Source organism: Mesorhizobium sp. WSM4871 (assembly GCF_055811295.1).
Genome location: NZ_JBVVPU010000017.1, coordinates 105,676 through 126,406, shown reverse-complemented (window position 1 = coordinate 126,406; position 20,731 = coordinate 105,676). Strand labels below are relative to the sequence as shown.

The 20,731-nt window shown below is 57.4% G+C and carries 17 protein-coding genes and 5 pseudogenes; 9 read left to right on the top strand and 13 right to left on the bottom strand.

The genetic code is table 11. The features are described from left to right. Positions 1–308: 308 nt before the first annotated feature. Entirely contained in the window at positions 309–1,484 is a 1,176-nt protein-coding gene (locus AC0L2H_RS28970) for a M24 family metallopeptidase (RefSeq protein ID WP_019863372.1), read from the bottom strand. 409 nt (positions 1,485–1,893) lie between these two features. Then, on the bottom strand, positions 1,894–2,337 hold the full coding sequence (panD, locus tag AC0L2H_RS28965; protein ID WP_019863371.1) for an aspartate 1-decarboxylase: 444 nt from the start codon (positions 2,335–2,337) through the stop codon (positions 1,894–1,896). A gap of 1,183 nt (positions 2,338–3,520) precedes the next feature. On the opposite strand from panD, the gene AC0L2H_RS28960 reads away from it, so the two are divergent. After that, a complete protein-coding gene (locus tag AC0L2H_RS28960) occupies positions 3,521–4,738 on the top strand; it encodes an ATP-grasp domain-containing protein (RefSeq protein ID WP_064981995.1) in 1,218 nt (405 codons plus the stop codon). Positions 4,739–5,191: 453 nt separating this feature from the next. Here the strand turns inward: AC0L2H_RS28960 and AC0L2H_RS28955 are convergent. Then, positions 5,192–5,535: pseudogene (locus tag AC0L2H_RS28955) on the bottom strand (prephenate dehydrogenase dimerization domain-containing protein); the annotation flags it as partial. A gap of 61 nt (positions 5,536–5,596) precedes the next feature. Here AC0L2H_RS28955 and AC0L2H_RS28950 point away from each other — a divergent pair. Next, positions 5,597–5,692, top strand: a pseudogene (locus AC0L2H_RS28950) (prephenate/arogenate dehydrogenase family protein); the annotation flags it as partial. An 85-nt stretch (positions 5,693–5,777) separates the two neighbouring features. Here the strand turns inward: AC0L2H_RS28950 and AC0L2H_RS28945 are convergent. The 3 genes and pseudogenes from AC0L2H_RS28945 to ectB form a co-directional block, all read right to left on the bottom strand. Further along, positions 5,778–7,002 (bottom strand): annotated as a pseudogene (locus AC0L2H_RS28945) (ATP-grasp domain-containing protein). A gap of 67 nt (positions 7,003–7,069) precedes the next feature. Beyond that, positions 7,070–7,912 carry a 2OG-Fe(II)-dependent halogenase WelO5 family protein gene (locus AC0L2H_RS28940; RefSeq protein WP_019863366.1) on the bottom strand — a complete coding sequence of 281 codons (843 nt, stop codon included), beginning with the start codon at positions 7,910–7,912 and terminating at the stop codon, positions 7,070–7,072. Next, positions 7,902–9,161, bottom strand: coding sequence for a diaminobutyrate--2-oxoglutarate transaminase (ectB, locus tag AC0L2H_RS28935; protein WP_027047790.1), 1,260 nt, complete (start codon positions 9,159–9,161; stop codon positions 7,902–7,904). The genes AC0L2H_RS28940 and ectB overlap by 11 nt, the downstream gene beginning before the upstream one ends. Before the next feature lie 998 nt (positions 9,162–10,159). On the opposite strand from ectB, the gene AC0L2H_RS28930 reads away from it, so the two are divergent. From AC0L2H_RS28930 to queC, 5 genes are all read left to right on the top strand, one after another. Beyond that, entirely contained in the window at positions 10,160–10,480 is a 321-nt protein-coding gene (locus AC0L2H_RS28930) for a HesB/IscA family protein (RefSeq protein ID WP_019863364.1), read from the top strand. A gap of 26 nt (positions 10,481–10,506) precedes the next feature. After that, the gene (locus AC0L2H_RS28925; protein ID WP_019863363.1) at positions 10,507–10,968 is read left to right on the top strand and encodes an iron-sulfur cluster assembly scaffold protein; all 462 of its coding nucleotides are present in this window, start codon (positions 10,507–10,509) and stop codon (positions 10,966–10,968) included. A gap of 237 nt (positions 10,969–11,205) precedes the next feature. Beyond that, complete coding sequence (queE, locus tag AC0L2H_RS28920; protein ID WP_019863361.1) at positions 11,206–11,841, top strand: 7-carboxy-7-deazaguanine synthase; 636 nt, start codon at positions 11,206–11,208, stop codon at positions 11,839–11,841. Continuing rightward, a complete protein-coding gene (gene queD / locus AC0L2H_RS28915; RefSeq protein WP_019863359.1) occupies positions 11,838–12,191 on the top strand; it encodes a 6-carboxytetrahydropterin synthase QueD in 354 nt (117 codons plus the stop codon). The genes queE and queD overlap by 4 nt, the downstream gene beginning before the upstream one ends. A gap of 4 nt (positions 12,192–12,195) precedes the next feature. Continuing rightward, entirely contained in the window at positions 12,196–12,933 is a 738-nt protein-coding gene (gene queC, locus AC0L2H_RS28910; protein WP_019863358.1) for a 7-cyano-7-deazaguanine synthase QueC, read from the top strand. A 628-nt stretch (positions 12,934–13,561) separates the two neighbouring features. Here the strand turns inward: queC and AC0L2H_RS28905 are convergent. Beyond that, a complete protein-coding gene (locus AC0L2H_RS28905; RefSeq protein WP_020629147.1) occupies positions 13,562–13,774 on the bottom strand; it encodes a hypothetical protein in 213 nt (70 codons plus the stop codon). Positions 13,775–13,954: 180 nt separating this feature from the next. Here AC0L2H_RS28905 and AC0L2H_RS28900 point away from each other — a divergent pair, with 180 nt between their 5' ends. Continuing rightward, positions 13,955–14,992 carry a LacI family DNA-binding transcriptional regulator gene (locus AC0L2H_RS28900; RefSeq protein WP_019863355.1) on the top strand — a complete coding sequence of 346 codons (1,038 nt, stop codon included), beginning with the start codon at positions 13,955–13,957 and terminating at the stop codon, positions 14,990–14,992. A gap of 299 nt (positions 14,993–15,291) precedes the next feature. Here the strand turns inward: AC0L2H_RS28900 and AC0L2H_RS28895 are convergent, their stop codons facing one another. From AC0L2H_RS28895 to AC0L2H_RS28885, 3 genes and pseudogenes are all read right to left on the bottom strand, one after another. Beyond that, positions 15,292–15,489 (bottom strand): XRE family transcriptional regulator, encoded by a 198-nt coding sequence (locus AC0L2H_RS28895; RefSeq protein WP_019863354.1) that lies wholly within the window; start codon positions 15,487–15,489, stop codon positions 15,292–15,294. Further along, positions 15,486–15,803, bottom strand: a complete 318-nt coding sequence (locus AC0L2H_RS28890; protein ID WP_223217806.1) for a type II toxin-antitoxin system RelE/ParE family toxin — start codon at positions 15,801–15,803, stop codon at positions 15,486–15,488. Before AC0L2H_RS28890 ends, AC0L2H_RS28895 begins: the two co-directional genes overlap by 4 nt. Before the next feature lie 354 nt (positions 15,804–16,157). Beyond that, a pseudogene (locus AC0L2H_RS28885) lies at positions 16,158–16,280 on the bottom strand (ATPase); the annotation flags it as partial. A 129-nt stretch (positions 16,281–16,409) separates the two neighbouring features. Here AC0L2H_RS28885 and AC0L2H_RS28880 point away from each other — a divergent pair. After that, positions 16,410–16,598, top strand: a complete 189-nt coding sequence (locus tag AC0L2H_RS28880; protein WP_065005741.1) for a hypothetical protein — start codon at positions 16,410–16,412, stop codon at positions 16,596–16,598. A 702-nt stretch (positions 16,599–17,300) separates the two neighbouring features. Here AC0L2H_RS28880 and AC0L2H_RS28875 read toward each other — a convergent pair. The 3 genes and pseudogenes from AC0L2H_RS28875 to AC0L2H_RS28865 all read right to left on the bottom strand — a co-directional run bounded on the left by AC0L2H_RS28875 (position 17,301) and on the right by AC0L2H_RS28865 (position 20,297). Continuing rightward, positions 17,301–18,315 (bottom strand): annotated as a pseudogene (locus AC0L2H_RS28875) (1-aminocyclopropane-1-carboxylate deaminase). 399 nt (positions 18,316–18,714) lie between these two features. Continuing rightward, entirely contained in the window at positions 18,715–19,731 is a 1,017-nt protein-coding gene (locus AC0L2H_RS28870; RefSeq protein ID WP_223217807.1) for a S8/S53 family peptidase, read from the bottom strand. Between the two features lie 2 nt (positions 19,732–19,733). Next, positions 19,734–20,297, bottom strand: coding sequence for a hypothetical protein (locus AC0L2H_RS28865; protein WP_019863348.1), 564 nt, complete (start codon positions 20,295–20,297; stop codon positions 19,734–19,736). Between the last annotated feature and the right edge of the window lie 434 nt (positions 20,298–20,731).

Sequence of the window (20,731 nt, the reverse complement as noted above, 5' to 3'; positions counted from 1 at the left end):
GCTCGTGTGGTGCTCGGCCTTAATATGGCCGGTCACGAGCTCGATCGCGGAACGCTGCTGCATCTTGGGTTTGACGGGCAGTGTGACGCGGCGTGCTCGCGGCCGGCTAAGACTTCTCGCAGATGTTCAACTGTTTCACCGGTTCAGGCAGCTTTTGTGGCTTTGTGGCTTATTGTCGCCACGCTCAAAAGCCGACCGAACCGCTCGCAGCCCGTTCCGCTTGATCGTTGACTATCGGCTTGAGCAACGACTGGAGGAAATTGCGAGGCAGAGTCAAGGCAGCTCGTTTAAAGGCTCTCGCCCTGCCCTTATGCACGATAGAGCGTGTGAGATGTCCGGCTGAGTGTTTCCGCGCCACGCTCTGTCACGAGGACATGCCCGCTGGTTCCAATCAGGTAGCCACTTTCCCCGCATAGAATTATGGGCATATGCAAGGTCATATTTGGCTCGAGCACGTCGGTAGCACCGGGCTCAAGGCTGATGTTACCGCGCTCTACCCAGTTGATGCCGGTTTGATAGCCGACCCGGTGGTTAAGAAATTCAGCACGCCCATGTCGCTTGAGCACCGCTCGCCCGACGGCATCAACTTCGCCGGCGGTCACACCCGGCTTGATCGCAGAAATAACCGCCTCCAACACTTCGACCGAGAGTTCGTGTAGAAGCTCAGTCTCGGCATGCCGACCAAGCTGGGCACTCCGGACTAGCCCGCAAGCATAACCGTTTTTCACGCCACCGATTTCGAGAAAAGCGGGCTCATTGTTTCTGATGGGATGCCGCTTGGGAGTACCGTGCGAAAGCTTCGTCCGCTCGCCGAACAACAGAGTTGAAGAAGTCGCCTGTACTACACCTCCGGCCTTCTCGACATCGCGATCAATGTTTGCAGCCACTTCCACTTCCGTCACTCCCTCCTCCAAGGAATTCTGGAACGTCCGAACGGCCACGTCTGTCATTGCCATTGCAAAGCGCATGACATCAAGTTCCAAATCCGTCTTAATAGCTGCTACCGTGGCAACCAGACGAGACGCGTCAGCAAAGTTCGTGTCCGGGAGTTGCCCCTGAAGCGCATTCACGTCCGCCGGCGCAAGATTCCAGCATCCGAGCTCAAGGCCAATTCTGCGCCCGGCCAAGCCATGTCGCCGAATAGTATTCGCGCACACTGGAGCAAAATCGAACTGCTCCCTGTAAACAATGATTTCCTCTACACAACTTCCTGCACGGACGCTGCCTAGTTCATATTCTCGTACGACGAAGGTCGGCTTTTGTCCTGGCACGAGGATTAGCGCGAACGGCATAAAATATCCGCCCGTTCCGTCATACCCGATTAGATACTGAAGGTGGCCGTGAGCGGTTACCACTAGGGCATCGAGCTTGGCTCGTACCATGGACTCGAAGACGCCTACCTGACGCCGTTCATATTCCGCTTTTGGGAACGAAAGAGCCGTCAGCGGCACTGATGAAGAAGTAGTAGCCAAGGCGCACCCCATTACTTAGTTACCGTTAAAAACATGCTGCTAACCCGGCGGAACCCAAATGCGTGGCCAAATTCACGTTTTTGTATAATCGGACAATTTCCTGGACGTAACAGAGCGGAAGGCTCAACGATATCGGCCGGCGACGAGCGTACCGGGAGCAGCCCGATCAGGCCGGCAAGAGGCGCACGCTCGACAGTCCGTTGCGACATTCCGGCACGCAAGGGATCATCCGGAATCACCTCGCGCGGATGGTAACCTGGGCCCCCAAAGGTCGATGTAACCGGATGGAGCGCCCCGAAAGGCAGCGCGTCCAGTGATGCCTTGTTGGGCGATGGCATCGATGACGGCCGCCTGTCAGGGATTGGACAGGCCGGTACACAACCGACCGCGAGCCTTTCCATTAGTCCGCCCGATGTGCTAATTAGCTCCCGACTCCAGATGCGTTGTCGCCAGGAGAGGCTTGGCGAATCGCGAACGACTTCGTTCCATCATCATTGATCCAACCATCGTAGAACATGCGGTCGCGGACAGAATTGTCCGGGTGGAACGTCAGGACTCGCGGGTTGATCTCTACCATTTGATGCTCCTCAATGTATACGGAGGAGCAAACGATTATCTCATCCCCGACTTGGCAGGTGCGAGCAGCGGCTCCGTTAAGCACACAGCAACGAGAACCCTGCTCGCCATAAATGACGTACGTACTAATTCGCGCCCCTGAAGCCTTATTCCAGATCTCAACGTACTCCATTGGAAGAATACCTGCCTCGTTGCAATGATCTGGATCGAGAGTTATTGAGCCGTGGTAGTTTAAATTCGCATCGGTTACCGTGATGCAATGAAGCTTGGCGGCTACGAATTTTCTCATCTGCGTAATTCCTTTTCGGCGTTGGATTACTGCGTTCACAAGTGACTGCGATGTCGCGGTTTGAGGCATGTGATTGATCCCAAGGCGGTCCTTTATGGGTCGGAGGCATTGCCGGTCTTGCTGTGCCGCGTTCTAAGCTTCGTGACACATTCGTCCCATTGATGCGATCTCACAGCGGACATATATCAATCGCCAGCTTGCACCGCCCGCAACCAAATACGCAAACCTCAGGCCAATTTTTGGCTGACCGGTCCAGAGACGGATTTATCGTTATGCTGCAAGCCTTTAGCTTCAGACAACCCAGAGATTCGATGTGTCGCGGACCCGACAAAGCACGTGAGGCGTCGGACGTGTTACTGGAGATACTACCGCTGCGAAAAAGTTGAGCGTGGTAGCAGCAACTTGGGAGCGATTTCGATCGGAAGACCGCATGTGAACGTTGTCGGTCTATGGATGAGATGAATCGCTCTGCACATGCGTTCACTGGACGAGTTTGGTTCACGGTGTACTTGCGCCCGGTCGATACCCTCCCCTTAGTGTCATGGAGTCGCTCCACATGCAGAGCGTCGAATGTCAGGGTGGACGTCCTATGGCACTTTTCCTTTAGGGTTTGGCGAAGCTGCCGGTGCCTCGACCGCCTGAATCGATTTCGAGACGATGGGCCATGATCCGCCGATGCGATCGCGATATCTGCATCACCCAGCTGCCATGCCGAGCTGACGGTGCTACGGGTCCCACTGGAATGCCTTCAAACGCGGTTCCATCAATCGAAACGTGCTTCAACTTGCTGGGGCAGCCACCCACGAGCCGCGTCCGGGTCAGGTCATACCACAGGTATACTGGTTGAGGCCCGCCCTCCGAGGGGATCTGCCACGATGGTTCATCTCCGTAACACGACTTGCCCTCGGCGACTCAGGCTCTCAAGCTCCGCGTCTTGCGCATCCGTCTGGCTTTTGCCATCGCATGTCCGAGGCAAGTGCATGGCCTGTGTCTTTAAACATTGCAATCCTCCAAAATTCGTCGAGATGCCAGGGGCCATACCTCGGGTTGAAAGCTTGTAATGAACCCTTCAATTAATTTCACAGACTCTTCGCGATCGCAGTTCACCGACACTGGTACACAATCTGAACAGCTGAGGCGTATCTCCGCTCAGACTCACCACACTACACACAACGGAGGTCCAATGGAAAGAAGAGCGCTCATCCTGGTTGAAGGTCATTCAAGGGGTAATGGCCTGCGGTACGTCCAAGCGGCCAAGTGTCTTGATCTTCATCCAATTACGCTGTCCGCTGATCCAGTTCAGTACGACTATATTGCGGCCGAAAGGACCGAGGCAATCCGTGTCGATACAACCAATCTCGATGCGCTGATCCGCGAATGTTCCCAGCTTCGCGCCACGAATCGTATTGCTGGCATTACTGGCTTCGCGGGCGCCGACGAGTCGGTGTATGCGATGGTCGGCAAGCTCTGCCGACACTTCGATCTACCGGGGCCGAATCCCGCATTGATTGAACGATGCTGCGACAAATTTACTCAACGTCAGCTCCTTGCGCAGGCCGGCGTCCCAGTGCCTGCTTTTCGCTTGGCTTCCAATGCGACGCAGGTTGAAAGCTCTGCCGCGGAGATCGGGCTGCCAGTGATTGTTAAGCCAGCCATCGGCAGCGGCAGCATGGGAGTCCAACTATGCCGCAATAGCATTGAGTTAGCCGAACATACGACTTATCTGCTGGGCGCAGAGTACATTTGGCCGTCCGCGCCGCGAATACTCGTCGAAGAATTCGCACGAGGTCCCTTTTATAGCGTCGAGATAATGGGAAATGAGGTTATAGGCATTGTCGGCGTTGACTTCGGCCCCCCACCGCATTTCGTCTTCCGGAAGACGACCTTTCCGGCCCCGCTGACCTTCGATGAGCATGAGCGTATGGTCGAAGTTTCCCTGAGATGCCTGGATGCTCTTGGCCTTGGCTGGGGGCCAACGAACATTGAACTCCGGTGGACGAAGCGTGGCCCGGTGGTCATCGAAGTCAATCCGCGTCTCGCTGGCGCGCTCGAGCCTCAACTCGTCCAACTGGCTTGCGGTATCGATCTCATCACGGAGCATATCAAGCTCGTCATCGGTCAGGATTGGGACTTGGAAAGAAGGCATTCGCAGACTGCGGCCGCGCGATTCCTGCTTCCTGATCGTGATGGCAATCTGAATTGGATCAAAGGAGACCGTAGGGCGGCTGCTGTGCCAGGTGCCGCCGAGGTTAAATTGTATGTTGAGCCAAATACGCCGATCGTCAGAAAAGGCGATTACCGAGACTGGATTGGACATGTCATCGCCGTTTCGCCTACCGCCGCTCAGACCGAGGCGATACTTCGGAGCGCTGCGGAATTAATCGATTGGTCCATTACATAATCGTCAACCTTGGCGAACAGGAATGGTCAGCGCTTCTCATCTCCAGCCCAACAAGAGTTGATCGTCGTCGGCATAAATCTTTTTGAAGCAATACTTCAGTTTCGCGGTCGAGCTTCACGATACGCGTGGTGCAACGTGAACGGACAGCGTTCGAACTTCTGACATGTTTTTCTTTTGATGATTTCGACAGGGGTGTTAACCATAGCGTCGGCGGACAGTCTCCACGATCCGTTTGGCGGCCTGTTGCAATCAGTGCTTAAGCTGGCGAAACGGTTGCTAGATGCAGTTGGAGATCTGGACTATAGGACGAAAGGAAGAACAGCCTTGGGAGCGGCTCTGGCTAAGGCGATAACGCGCTCCTCGCCGGAGAACCGGAGTCGGGGCAAATTCCTCGCCGAGTGGCCGCGCTTGGTCGGCAGGTGAGATTCCTCCGTCCTACTGAATTGATCAATATCAATATGGCGTCGCCGTTGCTGCGATTGGGACGGTCGCGGCATGGTACTGCTGCTCTTGCACGACCTGCGGATAACCAACTGCATGACGGCCGAAATCGACCAGTTCAACATCCTGCCCCGACTCAATGACCGAGCGGCGCACCGCACGGGTGCGGGTGAACAGGTCGAACAGTTTCTCGCCGTCGCCCCAGCGAATCGTTCGCTCCAGCGAGGACAGATCCTCGGAAATCGCGCCAGCATTTCGAGAATGGCGTCCTTGTTGTGCAGGCACACGTCGCGCCACATGGTCTGCTCGGACGCCGCTAGACGGGTGAAGTCGCGAAAGCCGGAGGCCGAGTAATTTGATGACCGCCCCAGCCAAGAGAAGATCACGCAGAACTTTGGCGCAATCGATAGCTCCGGCACCGATCCCGCGGCACTGGAAAAGCTCTCGGAATTCTGGCGCCGCTGCGGTTCCAACATGGACACGATGGACCCGCAGCATCACGACATGACGGTACCGACGATGTTGTAAGCGATGATATGCGGCAGGTGCCAAACGATGGCCTGCGCTTCGCAGGTGCGGAGGTGAGGGCTGCTGATTGTCATTGTTCGCCAAGAGTCGGAAATGGTGAGATCGACCAACTTAAGTCGACGGCAGACTGAAGTATCGCGGCAGTCCGAGTTTGGCTTGGCGAAGCGGCGATGACATGTCCCATTCGGTCTCGGTAATCGCCTTTTCTCACATTCTGCGTCTTACGTTTAACATACAAGTCGACCTCGACGACACCTGGTATAGCAGTTGCGTGAAGGTCACCACCAATCTGATCCAGAGTGCCTTTGCGATCAGCGATCAGGAACCGCACGCCCGCTTGCGAATGCGTTCTCCGCAAATTCCATTCCTCGCCGATGACAAGCTTGACATGTTCGGTGACGAGATCGACACCGCAACTCCGCTGAACCAGTCGAGGATTGGCCCCGCCCGCAAGACGCGGATTGACTTCAATCACTACTGGCCCGCGCTCCGTCCACCTTAACTCAACGAACGAGGGGCCCCAGCCAGGTTGAGAGCTTGCATACAACCGAGCGAAACATGGGCGATGCGTTTACACTCCTCATCAGTCAGCGGGGCCGGGTGAGTGTACCCACGACAGGCGAAATGCGGTGGGGGGCCGCCTTGAACGGCACAAATCTCAACGACTTGAGTTCCCATTATGTCGACGCTAAAGTGTGGTCCTTGAGCGAATTCTTCGACCAGTATCCGCGGCGTGGAGGGCCATATGTGGTACTCGCCCAACAAATAAGTTGTATGTTCGGCTAGCTCAGTTGCATCGCGGCACAATCGAACCCCGATGCCACCGTGGCCTACGGCTGGCTTGAGAACCACGGGGAGGCCTATCTCCGCGACAGCGCTTTCTACCTCCGTCGCATTCGCTGCCAAGCGATAAGTAGGTATGGGAACGCCGGCCTTGCTCAAGGAGCTGACGCTGAACAAATTTGTCGCAACATCGTTCAATCGATGTGGGATTCGGTTCCGGCAGATCGAAATATCGGCAAAGCTTCCCAAACGGTTGCATAAACCAACTCGTCAGCGCTCGTAATGCCGACAATGGTATAAGTCGCATTCAGTCGGGAACATTCGCCGATTGGCGCGTCGAAATTGTTTGTATCGACACGGATTTCCTCACATCCTCCCGCCGCAAGATAGTCGTGCCGAGCGGGATTGGCGGCAAGAGTAATTGGGTAAATCCCAAGACCCTGGGCTGCTTTCACGTAGAGAAGGCCGTTGCTCCTTGTGCCTTCGACGAGGATGAGCGGTCTTTTTAACATTGTCCTTGAGCTTCCTTTGTGTGCTGCGCGCCGGTCGAAATCCGGTCAGTCGCCGCGACATCCGACGTCACGTCCACCACAGAACAAGATCTGGCCGCGCAAATCCGAAAAAGCAATTCAGTAGCACGCGACGCTTTACGTTGTCTGATTGACCGGTAACCCCATGAACGAAACCGCCGTCAAGTAGCGCGATATCCCCGGCCTTGAGCTGGATTTCGCGACTAGGCACGGCCTCAAGATAAGCTGCGGAGTAGGGATATCCCGTGGTCTCCACACCCTGCGACTTTCGATCTGCGACTGTCGGCTTGTGACTCCATAGCCTCAAGTTTCCACCTTCCTCAGGCATGCTGGGATAAAAGTTGAGTGCTGCGACGGTGTTGTGCGCCACCGCAGAAAGCTCGTAATCGTTCCCAGCACTTAACACTTGAGCGACATCGTCGTGGGGGTCCAAGGAAAATGTGCCGCTTCCCGTCCAACTAAGAGCCCGACAAACGTTAGCCTGACCGTGTTCTGAGCGCGCCAGCCGCAATTCAATGCCTTGTTTGTGAAGCTCGCGCTTCAACGCGTCGAATAAGGCTCGGACCGGGTCAACTAAATTGCCAAAAAGGGCGTCAACGTGCGGCCGCGCATTTTCCGCCTCCTTGAAATAGGTGGCTGCATCCTTCCTGTAGTGGGATGCACCGACATATTGCCCGGGCACGCCATCTTTGCGCTCGCTAAGACCGGGACTGCCGAAAAACTTCGTGGTGATGTCCTCGGCTACTTCGGCGCTGAAAGCTTGCTTGATGTGCAGAGCCGTGATCTCACCTTTCAGGACTGAGATGATCTCCGCAGTGCTGATCGTGCCGGTTCGTTCTTTGATCGTAAGAGGCGAGATGGCCGGCGTTTGAGCTACTTGGTTAGTCGCCATTGGTTTTCTCCTGTAGTGCCTGATCGAGGATGGCAATGCCGTGATCGAGTTCGTCATCTGAGATGGTTATCGGCGGAAGGACTTTGATGACGTCGCGATTTGGCCCCGAGGATTCCATCAGCAGGCCGTTTTCGAACGCGACATCGTGCACACGGCCAACAACGGCCTGTGAACGGCACTTGAGGCCGGCCATCAGACCACGGCCGCGCTTTTGTTCGATGCACTTGGGAAATTTCGCAACGAGGCGATCAAGGTGGTCTTGCAGTTTGACGGCCGTCCCCTCAACGGCTTTAGTAAACTGCCTATCGGACCACATTTTGCACATGGCCGCGGAAGTCACAAAGGCGAGATTATTGCCTCTAAAGGTCCCGCTATGTTCTCCCGGTTTCCATATGTCCATGTCGGGGCGAATCAGAACTATGGACAACGGATTACCTGAACCGCTTAGCGATTTCGAAAGACACACGATGTCGGGCTCGATTTTCGCGAACTCGAACGAGAAGAAATCGCCCGTTCGTCCCGAACCTGCCTGAATGTCATCGACGACGAAAACAACGTCGTGCTTCCGGCAAATGCGCTGAATTTCTGCGAGCCATGGTGCGGATGCGGTATTCATGCCGCCTTCTGCCTGGATGGGCTCCAGGATGATTGCGGCCGGCTTTTCTATCCCGCTGCCTGGGTCGCCCAACACGTGATCAATGTAACTCGCGGAATCGAAAGTTTGGTTCGGATAGTTCTCGTAAGGGACACGGATCACATCGTGGCGAGCAACGCCGCCAAGCTGTCTGGTTGACGCTGAACCCGACACCGCCAAGGAGCCGAGCGACATGCCATGGTACGAATTTGTGAAGGCCATGACACTCGAGCGGCCGGTATATTTTCGCGCCAGCGCCAACGCCGCTTCGTTAGCGTTCGTCCCGGTCGGCCCAGGAAACTGTATCTTGTAAGAAAGGCCTCGCGGCTTCAGGATCGACTCGACAAACACTTCGATGAAATCACGCTTTGCAGCTGTATACATATCAAGCGACAAGACGATATTTTGATCGGCGAGATATTGAATTGCCGGCGCAATGATATCCGGGTTGTTATGGCCGTAATTGAGCGCGCCGGACCCAACAAGGAAATCAATATAAGGTTTTCCGGACTCGTCCCAGACTGTCGCCCCAAGCGACTTTGTAAAGACTGTTGGAAAGGATCGCCCATAGCGACGAACGTTAGACTCGTAAGCTTCAAAAACGTCGATATCCATTAAGGGGCCTCTCTGTATGCGGCTTGCGATCAACGCTGTAGGTTCTATGTTCACGCAGTCCAAACCAATGATTTCGACGATTAGCTGCGGCCAATCTCTGCCTTGAAGCGAACGTATCATGGTCAGCGACTTGCGTTCGCAAAGAGTCTGTAAACTTGTTTGACGAATCTGTTGCAACGCATTGGATAGCGATAGCGTGACAGTCAGTACCCGCCTTGCGGCAACGCTATCGGCGGCGTTGTTGGCGGGGGCGACTGACATAGCCGCACCGGTTTTTCCAAGCATGACTGCAACCACGATGCTTGGGTATTTCTCTATGTCGGCCGTGACGGGCTCCTTGCCGACGAGTAGCTGTGACAGATAGCGATTTCTCTCCTTCGATGTGACGGCGAGACCGGTGCTCGCTCGAGTTTCGTTTTGGAACGCGGACCAGCCAGACCGCGATTTGCGACAGAACTGGAACTGACCGCGGCCTCTAATCGAGGCCGTGGCCGCCGTGCCGGTGATTGGGCCGTTCCCTGGGCGGCGCGTTGGCCCACCTGGCTTGACGGCATTTACAATGCCTCAGTCGGCCCTCGCGAGGTGGCGGCCGTAATACAGGCCACGGGCCGACCACGCGAGGGTGTTCGGCACCCATGAGCCAACGCAGAATCGACTGCGCCCTCGAGGAAGCGCGATCGATGCGGCTATCGACCACCCGGTGTTCGCCACCGCACTGCGTGGTCACGATGGCGCGGCCTTTGGAGCGCAGCTCGACTTAAGAGTTCCCACCCGGACCACATTTCATATGATCGAAAACGCTGGCTCAGGCGACGACACTGGCGATTTGTCCAATGCCGCTTTTTGTACGCAAGGTTTCACTCTGTCCGACATCCGACAATTTTGTTGGATGTGAGAGAGGGCGCCAAATCCGCTAACCCGGTGTTTTAATCCAATTTTCCTCTCTGGCACGTTCTGTGCAGCGTGGCTTGCGAATGCATCAGCAAGAAAATAGTCCCATGATCACACTCACTGAAAACGCCGTCGCCGCCGTCAAGGCCGCGCTTTCCCGCGCCGACGAACCGGCGGAAGGCTTTCGCATCAAGGTCGAGGCGGGCGGCTGCGCCGGCCTCAAATACCTGATGGGTCTGGAAAGCGTCTCGCGGGAGGGCGATGCCATCATGGAGACGGACGGGGTCAAGGTGTTCGTCGACGCAAACTCCCAGCCCCATCTCGCCGGCACGACCGTTGACTTTGTCACGGACCTGGAGTCCTCGGGCTTTGTCTTCGACAATCCCAACGCGCGGGACAAATGCGCCTGCGGCAAGTCCTTCGGCTAGCCGCCATAACGACAAGGATCGGCGCCATGCGGGGTAACACCGACAACGTCTACCTCTGCAGCGACAAGGTCTATTTCATCAACCCGCACAATGTCGGCGCTTTGGAACCCCCCGATGCGGCCGGCGAGGTCGGCGCCGTCGCCTGCGGCGATGGGCTTAAATTGACGATGGGTTTCGACCGTACGACGCAGACGATCACCGCCGCAACGTTCCAGACCTTCGGCCGCGGCTCGGCCATAACCGCTTCCTCGACGTTTACCGAATTCATCGTCGGCAAAACCATCGATGAAGCCCTTCAGATCACCGATCGGGACATAGCGGATTTTCTCGGCGCCCTGCCGCCGCACACGATCTATTCATCGCTCGACCGCCTCATCCTGGAGCGCGGCTTGCGCCTGATGAGCGAGTTCTTCCGTGCTGTAAGGAAGGCTTTCGAGGAGACCCCAGGATTCTCACGCCTCGTCCTCGTCAAGGCATCCTCGCGATGAGCGGCGTGATCGAGGCGTTTCTCGTGGTGATAGGCTTCGAGGAGCGAGAGGCCCTTCCCCGCAGTCTCCACCCGCTGAAACCTAATTCTGCGTGGAGTTCGGGCGAGTGTGTTTTCGGCATCGGGCCTCGACGGTGGACCGAGCTGCAAAACCTGCAGTGGGGCATTTCCCACCTTTTTCCGCGTCTCGTAAGTCTGCAGAGACGCTCCCTTGCTCAGTCGAAGGTCGCGTAAAGCAATGCCATATGCGGTCAAGGAAATTTTCTACACCCTTCAAGGTGAAGGACGAAATGCCGGGCGGGCCGCCGTATTTTGTCGTTTCGCCGGCTGTAACCTTTGGTCGGGACGTGAAGGCGACCGGGCAAAAGCATTCTGCGGATTTTGCGACACCGATTTCATTGGGGTAGATGGCCCCGGTGGCGGACGTTTTAACACCGCGCGGCAGCTTGCGTTGGCGATCGAACAAGCCTGGCGCGGGTCGGGAGCTGGGCAGCGTCTTGTCGTGCTCACCGGAGGGGAACCCCTCCTCCAGATCGATGAAGAACTCCTGGAAGCGCTGCATTGCTTGGCGTTTGAAATTGCCGTGGAGACCAATGGTACCATCCCCACACCCGCCGGCATCGACTGGCTGTGCGTCAGTCCGAAATGCAATGCACGCCTCGTGGTCATGGCAGGGGACGAGCTAAAGCTTGTATATCCTCAGATTGGCGCGGAGCCCGAACATTTCGAAGTTCTCGCGTTCGAGCATCTTTTGCTTCAGCCGATGGATGGGCCCGAGCGCGAGGCGAATACGGCCGCCGCAGTGGCCTATTGTCTTGCCAACCCACGTTGGCGCTTGAGCCTTCAAACCCACAAGTTTCTCGGGATCCCATGAAAATTACGCAAGCTTTCACCTTCGAGGCAGCGCACTGTCTTCCGCGGGTGCCAGAAACCCACCGCTGTCACCGCATGCATGGCCACTCATACCGTGTGGAACTGCGTCTGGAAGGGCCCGTCGATCCAGACACGGGCTTTGTCATCGATTTCTTCGATGTCGAGGCTGTGTTCGGACCGCTTCTGCAACGTATCGACCATCAGTGTCTGAATCAGATTGAGGGTCTCGAAAATCCGACGGCGGAAAACATTGCGGTCTGGATCTGGGACCAAACCAAGCCGCTTCTTGGCCAAATGTGCTCGGTAACAGTCTATGAGACACCGCTGTGCTGGGCTGAATACGAGGGTTGACCCGATGCAACCAGATCCGGGAACCGCACTCGTCCTTTTCTCCGGCGGCCAGGATTCGACAACCTGCCTGGCCTGGGCGTTGGAGAACTTCGAGCGCGTCGAGACAATCGGCTTCGACTATGGGCAGCGGCACCGGATCGAGCTCGATGTGCGGCCCTACCTGCTCGGGCGCATTCGAACAGACTTTCCGGCCTGGCGTGGGCGACTAGGCGAGGACCACATGATCGACATGACCGTGCTCGGCCAAATCAGTGATACCGCGCTCACGCGCGACGTCGAGGTCGCACTGAACGCGAACGGTCTAACAAATACCTTCGTGCCTGGCCGCAACCTTCTGTTCCTCGGCTTTGCGGCCGCGATAGCTTACCGGATGGGCGCGAAACACCTCGTGATCGGCGTGTCCGAGACGGATCGTTTCAGCTACCCGGATTGTCGAGATGACGCAGTCAAGGCGATGCAACTTGCCCTGAATCTTGGAATGGAGAAGCGTTTCATCATTCACACACCCCTCATGCAGCGCGACAAGGCGCAGACCTGGGCGCTGGCGGATTGTCTGGGCGGCGAGGCGCTGGTGAAGCTCATCTGCGAGGGAAGCCACACCTGCTATAGCGGAGACCGTGAGCATAGACATAGCTGGGGTTTCGGTTGCGGGACCTGCATCGAGTGTCATCTTCGCGCAGCAGGATGGGAGCAATTCCAATCCTGCAAAGAGGCACCCGTGGCCGCCCATGAAATGACGTGAGCGCCCAGATCCAGGCCGACGGTGGCAATCTGTTCCATAGATCATTTCCTTCTCTTTGTGGTGTTCAGCACGACCAGGGTGGGCGCCTTCGATGCCGTTTCGAAGGGCTGTTCCCTACACATCGACCTTGATGATCATCGCTGTTTGCGTGGTCTGTTTGGGCAGCACCGTGGCGAGCAGGCTGCGGTTGTGATCCTTGGTCCCGATCGGATTGATCGTGGAGCGTACTGCCAAGAAAGAGAAGAGGTTGTGGTTTCGACGAGAGGCGTTGATGCCCGAGCCTGCCCTTATCTGGAGGATCGTCCATGCACGACCATAACCAGCATGGCCGCACCATCGGCATCATTGAAGCGGCGAATGACGACCTCATCGGCAATCGATGCCGGCGCCTGCGAAAGCCGGCATGGGCGCAGGCGCCTGCGGCGAGGCGATGTTGCGGATATCCCTCCCCTGGCCTGCCTCGGCCCAATCAAAGGATTCCTGATAAGCGCCTTCGGTCTGGCAATGCTCGTGGTGAATGCGCGTGCCGTCTTGATGGCGATCGTCACAGCCTCAGTGTCGAAGTTGACGAAATGATCTGCTCGACCGCCGGAAGACAATCGAGCAGGATAATTCAGCAAAGTCGATCTCATGTGCCGTCGAATTGGAAAGGGCGGCTGCCGTCACGAACGATACGCGCCGCCTCAAGCGCCGGGGCAAAGCCATCCCTATGCATCAGGATGGCGAAAGTGTTGTTGAGGTCCCGAAAGCGCTGTCCGTTGAGGTCGCCCAGATTGGCGCCTTCGCGTTGCAGCGCGCCGCGCGGCTTCGGATCGCGCAGCCGCAGCGCGCGTGGTGCCATCGGGAAAAACGGGCGGCCGCGGGCGAACAATCTTGCCGATTGGCGTCAGGCGGTGCGGAGATTTCGTCCAACATGTCAGGCCTCTCCTCGAAGGATCCGGAGACCTACGCCTCTTTTGCCGCTGACATGGCATTTGTACTTGGAAGACGTCATTCACGAATTGCATATGGGAGGGGGCTAATGAACAGGCCAACGATCGCCGATCTGGCGAAAGCCGCGGGCGTAAGTGTTTCCACGGTCAACAGGCTCTTGCACGGAACTGGCACACTGCGACCGCAGACGGCCGACCTCATCTTGAGCGCAGCGCAGCAGATTGGCTTCCGCAGTTCGGGGCCGCTGCACGAACGCAGGCGGGACAATCTCCCGCATCGGCACTTGAGCTTTCTCATGCAGCAATCGCACCGGCCGCTCTGTCGGATCCGGGCCCAGGCGCTTCTCGGTGCCTGCGCGCGACGCACAGATGCGGTTATTGAGCCAGACGTGCTCTTCGAGGACGACCCTTCCCCCGAAGCGGTTGCTGCCAATCTGCTCAAGATGGGCGGAAGCGCCGATGCAATCGCGGTGATCTCGGCCGATCACCCGCTCGTCGGCCAGGCGATTGATGGGTTGCGCGTCAAAGGCGTTCCGGTAATCGCCTACGTCACCGACCTGTCCGCCGCCAGCCGGGCCGGCTTTGTGGGAACCGACAACTGGAAGGCCGGCCGCACCGCCGCATGGTTTATCAGCCAGACGTCCGGTCGGCCCGGCAAGGTCTTTCCTCTCATCGGCAGCAACCGTTATCAGTTCCAAGACATCTCGGATGCGAGCTTTCGCTCCTACATGCGCGAGCACGCGCCCGAGTTCCACGTCAGCGAAACCCTCCTGACCCATGAGGCGCCGAAGAACGCCTATGCAATCGTTCGCAGGCTGATAGCGGAGGAGCCGGAGCTCAGGGGCATCTTCGTCAATGGCGGCGGCATTTCCGGCGTTCTGCGTGCCATGCGCGAGCTCGCTGTGGAGCATTGCAGAATCCGGGTCGTCTGCCGCGACATCGGGCCTGAGACACGCAAGGGATTGAGCGAAGGCCTGATTACTGCTTCCTTGTGCCATCCCGTCGACAGGATGCCTGAAGAACTCATCGACGTGATGCTGCGCATGATCGAACGCACGGACACACGGCTAATCGAACAGCGGGTTGTTCCGTTCGAGATCCTCACGCCAGAGAGCATTTGGACTTAAGAATCGGAAGAGCCATCGTCGTCCGGATAAGGGCATCCGTGCCGCTGCGAAGCGAACCGCTTCGTGGAGTAAAAGTGGGGCGCAAAGGGCAGCTCGGCACTCATGATCCTCGTAGCAACCGAAATAGGCCAGGAGGACGAGATGGAAATCTCCGAGGAAGACGATCCTGTCGAGAGCTGGACCCCACACTTGCGCCAATGATTAGGCTGCATCGGCCGTCGGCGCCGATTTGCGCGGCTTGTGGCGCACCACAACGTCCACCTTATAAGCGCGTCGATCGAGGCAGCGCACCGGGCGATCTATAGAGAACTAGCCTGTTCGCCCATGACTACGGCGGATATGTCGGGCTGTTTCATAGCAAGCAATTGCGCTGATTTGGCTTGAGTGAGGCGACGACGCGTAATGATGGCGCGGATCTCACGGGCGAGCTTGGCTTTCCGCAATTCCTCTTCGGAATTGTCAAAGCCCAAATCCGCAAACACGTTGCCGCTGGTCATTTCGCCGGTGATTCTTCAGTCATGACTGTGTTCCTTTCCCATAGTTTTCGCGATCGTGCGTCCCAGCCACCTTCAATCGCTGTAACGAGATCGACTTCGCACTTGGGCGTGTCCCTGCCCTTCTTCTGGAAGCAAAGATGCAGATCACACCAGCGAAGCGACGGCATGGACGGGCGATAAGTATCCCTGTCTAAGTCGTCGACCACCGCAAGGATTCGGCCGCCAAATCCCTTGAGGGCTTTGACCCCCAGATGCTGCTCGCCATTTTGGGCATCGTTGATTGCAACACCCATGACGATGCAGACATCGACCAATCTGACTCCGCTCAGCCACTGAAAGAAAGATTCGGGTCAAACAGCCGTTTTCGCCAAGTGATCATGTTTCCTATGAACGCATTTTGGACTGCACGGACCGTTCCAGCTCGGCGCAAAACCCTCCCAGATACTCGTCAATCGCGCTCTGCAAATGCACCCAGTAGAGCACTTTGGCGGTGCTACATCGATAATGAGCCCAGTTTTGCTTTTTTTGAGAAGATGTCCCTCTTGCTTGGCCGCAGCGAATATCCCGGTAAAAATTGGCGGCAGCGCATCGCGTTTAGCGCTCGCCGGGCGGAGCTGGTCCGGGTTGCGAAGCCCGGCGAGCGCGGATCGTCTTGGGCGATGTGTTGATCAGGCGCGGTTCTTGAAGCGCCAGGATTCATGTCCGATTTCGATGATCTCGCAATGATGAGTGAGAGGCTCGAGCAGTGCGGTCCGTTGTTCCGTCGAAGTAGCCGCGCCCGCTGTCGCGGATGAGCGCCCGGGCGATGGCAATGGCCAGATGCGACTTCCCGTTCCGGGCCACCAATCAACACGCCATTGGACAAATGCCATCAAGGCATCTCACCGCCGGGCGGCGGCGAACAAGAAGGAGAGGAAGTGATGGAACGCAGGCTTGATGACGTGATCGCAGCCCTCCCTGAGGAGCGTCGGGAGCGTGTCGATGCACGTTTCGAAGAGTTAAAGGACGGAGGTCGAGAGCCTCGGCGAGCTGCGCCGTGCGGCTGGGAAGCCCAGGCAGAGATCGCCTCGATCCTCAAGATCAAGCAGCCCTCTGTCTCGACGATCTAGAATCAGGCCGATATGTAGACACTTAGAGCTGCGTAGACGCGATCGTGGGACAACTCGACCTCATCGTCGCCTCGCGCGCGCCCTTCCGTATAGAGCGGCTCCGCGACTTCGTAGCCCCCTCCGCACGTAGTGCTGAGCGCCAGGTGGACGAGCCCGCCCGAGGGCAACGCGTCGGCTGAACGCGCCGTTTCGGTCAAAATTGCCGAAGGGACGACAGTCTCGTCGACGCTCCCAATAGGTATGAGCAAGGCCTCGTTAAGCCGGATACCGACTGCCCGCTGTCACATCGCGGGGGACGCCTCTTCCCTCCCCCATGCTGGCCCAGTTCACCGCCGCGCTGGGGGTGTCCGGCGATGTGCTCGCCGACGACGACCCGCTCGAGCACGATTGGTCACAGCTTCCATACCTGCTCAAGTAGATACCACGCGCCTGCGGATATCTTCGGTGGCTTACAACATCAAATTTACGGCGATTATCGCCGCACCGCAACATGACAAAAAAGTCAAACGGCCATGTCTGCTGCCTTCTTATGCAGCTCCAGGACACATTGAGCACGGGCAAACACTGGCAAGCATGCCAGCGGCACGACCCCACGTCGTGGCGGCAGTTAACAGCTGCCCGCTGAGGTTTGCCAATGGGCCTTCGGTCAAACTTGGCGCAGCACTGTCACGGCAGACACGATACGTGGAGATCTGTCGGGCATCAGCCATTGCGAAAGGTGTAGCCATAACCGTTGAGCGCCGGCGCGCCGCCGAGATGCGCGAAGAGGATCCTCGAGCCCTCTGGAAAAAAGGCCTTTTTGGACGAGGTCAATCATGCCTTGCATCGATTTGCCCTCATAGACCGGATCGGTAATCATGCCCTCGAGCCGCGCACACAGGCGGATCGCCTCCTTGGTTTCCTCGGATGGAATGCCGTAACGCGGGTACGCGTAGTCTTCGAGCAGCACCACATCATCCTCGACAGGTTCCGTTCCGAGCTCGACGAGGGTCGCTGTATGTCGGGCAATGCTAAGCACCTGCGCCCTGGTCTTGGCCGGGGTAGCAGAGGCGTCGATACCGATCACGTTGCGCTGCCGACCGTCCTTGGCGAATCCGACGAGCATGCCGGCATGCGTTGAACCGGTGACCGTGCAAACGACCATGTAGTCGAAAGCAAACCCAAGCTGTTCCTCCTGGGCGCGCACTTCCTCCGCGAACCCCACATAGCCGAGGCCTCCATTCGGATGAACAGACGCCCCGGCGGGTATCGCATAGGGCCTGCCGCCCCTTGCCTTGACCTCATAGAGCGCTTTTTCCCAGCTGCGGCGGATGCCGATGTCAAAGCCATCGTCGACCAGGCGCACCTCCGCTCCCATGATCCGGCTCAAGAGAATGTTGCCGACGCGGTCGTAGACGGCGTCCTCATGCGGGACCCAGCTCTCGTGAACCAGGAGACATTTCATGCCGATCTTGGCGGCAACGGCGGCGACCATGCGCGTGTGGTTGGACTGCACGCCACCGACGGTGACGAGGGTATCGGCATCTGACGCGATCGCGTCGGGGATGATGTATTCGAGCTTGCGCAGCTTGTTGCCGCCGAACGCCAGACCGGAGTTGCAGTCCTCGCGTTTGGCATAGATTTCGACCTTTCCCCCCAGATGCTTGCCGAGCCGGTCGAGCTTCTCGATGGGTGTGGGTCCAAAGGTGAGCGGGTAACGCTCGAATTTTTCCAGCATATTCTCTCCGGCGATGATCATTCAGCTGAAATAGCCACGCAAAACTCGTTCCAAAAGCGCTGCTTGGATTGGTCGGCCGCGCTCTCCGACCTCCCATCAGAGCCTTGGGATTTCCAGCGCCTTCCTTGCGATTGAGACGAAGCGATCGACATGTCGGCATGCTGCCATGAGGCGACCATTGCCTAGGAAACCAACGGCGACACGCGGCCGGCATCTGCGTTTTTGCCAGCTTTGCGAGCGCAGCCAGACCGCCAACCAGCAGACTTCGATAAAAGCGCAGTGGCTCTTATTTGCGATTGGACAGGCAGGGACCGCACGGTTGCCGAGCCGAATTCTGCGAGGCGATTTTTGTGGCGCTCAACGCCTCACAGAAGTTTCAGTTGTCGATGGAAATGCTCGTTACCTGATCGAAACGGGTGCCAATGCCCTCGAAAGGCTGGCCTCGCCGCGGCCGTAAGTCGCCGGATTGTAGTTGACGAGCGTGTCGGTTCTAGCCGTATCCAGCAACTGATTGGTTATCTGTGTCGGTGTTGCTGACGTGAACTTGCTGCCCAGAATGGCGGCATAGCCTGCAACCACAGGTGCCGCATAAGACGTGCCGTATAGGCCAGTCTTGTCACCCTCGACACCCACGGTCAGGAACTGGTTCCGCACCTCGGGGTTTGAGCCGGGATAATTCGAGTATCGGGCCAGCCGCGTCTTGTTCCCGGGAGTGCCATTATGGTCGAGCGCACCCACGAAGATTGTCGATGGCGCCCCGATCAGCCCGAGGGTTAGCTCATCGAAATCCCCTTCGTGCGGCCTACCAACCTCGCTGCTGCGGTTGTCGGCACTCTTGGTGACGATGGCAGTGCCGGCCCAGGCGGCATCGACGATCGCCTGCTCGCGCGGATGCTGGCTCAGGGGCTCTATAATGCGGTAGCTCGCATTGATGATATTGAGGCCGTCCTGCAGACCGATCGAAGACCCCTCGAGATAGCCATACTTGAATATGTTTGCGCCAGGGGCGACCATGCCGGCAATTTCAGCGACCCAATCTCCATGTCGCTGCGTCTGCGTACCGCGACCGAGGTCTGCGTCAAATGGCTGTTCCTTGAAGTCATCTATGACATTTATCGATACGCCGGAACCGATAAAGCCTGATGTCCATGCTTCACCAATATCTGGGCTCATCCAGCAGAATGTGCCGTCGGCATTTTGTGGACAGCCCGAGCTACTGCTTTCCGCGGCTAGAGTACCGGTCGTTCCTTTGCCGCTGACACCGGCATCGAGATCACCCGCGAAACCGGGTGCAGCCAACAGGCACGCTATAAGACCGACAACGAAACCTGCCGGGAACAATTGTGTTTTGTGCATAATCAACTTCCTGTCTGATTGTTCTTCATCAACGAAATTTACGGCCTTGCCTTTCACCATCGCTAAAATTCACCCCTGAACCGAAGGTCAAGTTTCCATCGGCTTGGCTCGAGGTTGGTCATGTATTTCAACGTATCCGAGGGCCGCAGTTGCGAGGCCGCCAGACGGCAATTCACTGCATGGAAGCCGCCGACGGCGCCATAGTCAGCCGTGCAAGGTCGTTCCGTCAGGTTCCCGCCCAAAATCGAACTGACGGTGAGAGAAAGCGTCGTGGACGGTGTCGGTCGCTTTTGCAGAATGAAGCCGAGTTTCACACCTGGGTCGATTCGGATCTTTTCGGCACGTTGGCCGGTGCTCGCGCCCCACAGGAGACCGAAATCATCCGAGAGCTGCGTCAACATTTCAAATCGCATGTCGATCCAGTTGCTATGGTACCATTTTTCGAAAGACACTTTCGTACCATCCGACAGCTCGTATCCGCCTTGTCCCAGATGGTTGGCGGCCGCGGTCAGCTCCGAACCTTGATAAATGCCGACAAGGCTGGTCTCCTGTCCGTTCGCAGTCATGGCGCTGACGAAGAATGCCATCACGAACAAGACGTAACCGGCCGCCAGCCGTATGCACATCTGCAACCCCCTTGTTGGACCCGCCGGAGGCTCTAGCCTCAGACGCATGGCCGCCCAGCGGCCAACGTGTTCATTCGCAACAAATCTGTGATCTCCCGTCCTTCAACTTTGCCGAGCCATCTCTTCGCTCTTCCTGGCAAGAAGCTCCCGCTCTCTCAGCGGAATTAAGCTAAATTCATGCCAATCTAGATGACGGCGACAGGGAAGGAATTGCATGTTTGCTTTCAGCGGTTTAGCCAAACGTCCGAGACGCCGGCCAAACAAGGCTGTGTCGTCAAACCGACAAGCCGACACAATTGTCGGATGTCGACGAACACGCTTAGCGTGAACCCACCCGCATGGGCACAGCAACGCTTCCTTCGCGCTCCGGCCAGGTGCCATCGGAGAGCCCTCGGAACGGCCTCATATTTCATTCGACGAATTCCTCTTCAGCC

Coding starts and splice junctions, on each gene's coding strand:
- queC (WP_019863358.1), top strand. CDS start 12,196: ATGCAACCAGATCCGGGAACCGCACTCGTCCTTTTCTCCGGCGGCCAG.
- AC0L2H_RS28960 (WP_064981995.1), top strand. CDS start 3,521: ATGGAAAGAAGAGCGCTCATCCTGGTTGAAGGTCATTCAAGGGGTAAT.
- AC0L2H_RS28930 (WP_019863364.1), top strand. CDS start 10,160: ATGATCACACTCACTGAAAACGCCGTCGCCGCCGTCAAGGCCGCGCTT.
- AC0L2H_RS28970 (WP_019863372.1), bottom strand. CDS start 1,484: ATGGGGTGCGCCTTGGCTACTACTTCTTCATCAGTGCCGCTGACGGCT.
- AC0L2H_RS28870 (WP_223217807.1), bottom strand. CDS start 19,731: ATGGTGAAAGGCAAGGCCGTAAATTTCGTTGATGAAGAACAATCAGAC.
- queE (WP_019863361.1), top strand. CDS start 11,206: ATGCCATATGCGGTCAAGGAAATTTTCTACACCCTTCAAGGTGAAGGA.
- AC0L2H_RS28900 (WP_019863355.1), top strand. CDS start 13,955: ATGAACAGGCCAACGATCGCCGATCTGGCGAAAGCCGCGGGCGTAAGT.
- ectB (WP_027047790.1), bottom strand. CDS start 9,161: ATGGATATCGACGTTTTTGAAGCTTACGAGTCTAACGTTCGTCGCTAT.
- AC0L2H_RS28880 (WP_065005741.1), top strand. CDS start 16,410: ATGGAACGCAGGCTTGATGACGTGATCGCAGCCCTCCCTGAGGAGCGT.
- AC0L2H_RS28905 (WP_020629147.1), bottom strand. CDS start 13,774: ATGGCACCACGCGCGCTGCGGCTGCGCGATCCGAAGCCGCGCGGCGCG.
- AC0L2H_RS28940 (WP_019863366.1), bottom strand. CDS start 7,912: ATGGCGACTAACCAAGTAGCTCAAACGCCGGCCATCTCGCCTCTTACG.
- AC0L2H_RS28925 (WP_019863363.1), top strand. CDS start 10,507: ATGCGGGGTAACACCGACAACGTCTACCTCTGCAGCGACAAGGTCTAT.
- queD (WP_019863359.1), top strand. CDS start 11,838: ATGAAAATTACGCAAGCTTTCACCTTCGAGGCAGCGCACTGTCTTCCG.
- panD (WP_019863371.1), bottom strand. CDS start 2,337: ATGAGAAAATTCGTAGCCGCCAAGCTTCATTGCATCACGGTAACCGAT.
- AC0L2H_RS28895 (WP_019863354.1), bottom strand. CDS start 15,489: ATGACCAGCGGCAACGTGTTTGCGGATTTGGGCTTTGACAATTCCGAA.
- AC0L2H_RS28865 (WP_019863348.1), bottom strand. CDS start 20,297: ATGTGCATACGGCTGGCGGCCGGTTACGTCTTGTTCGTGATGGCATTC.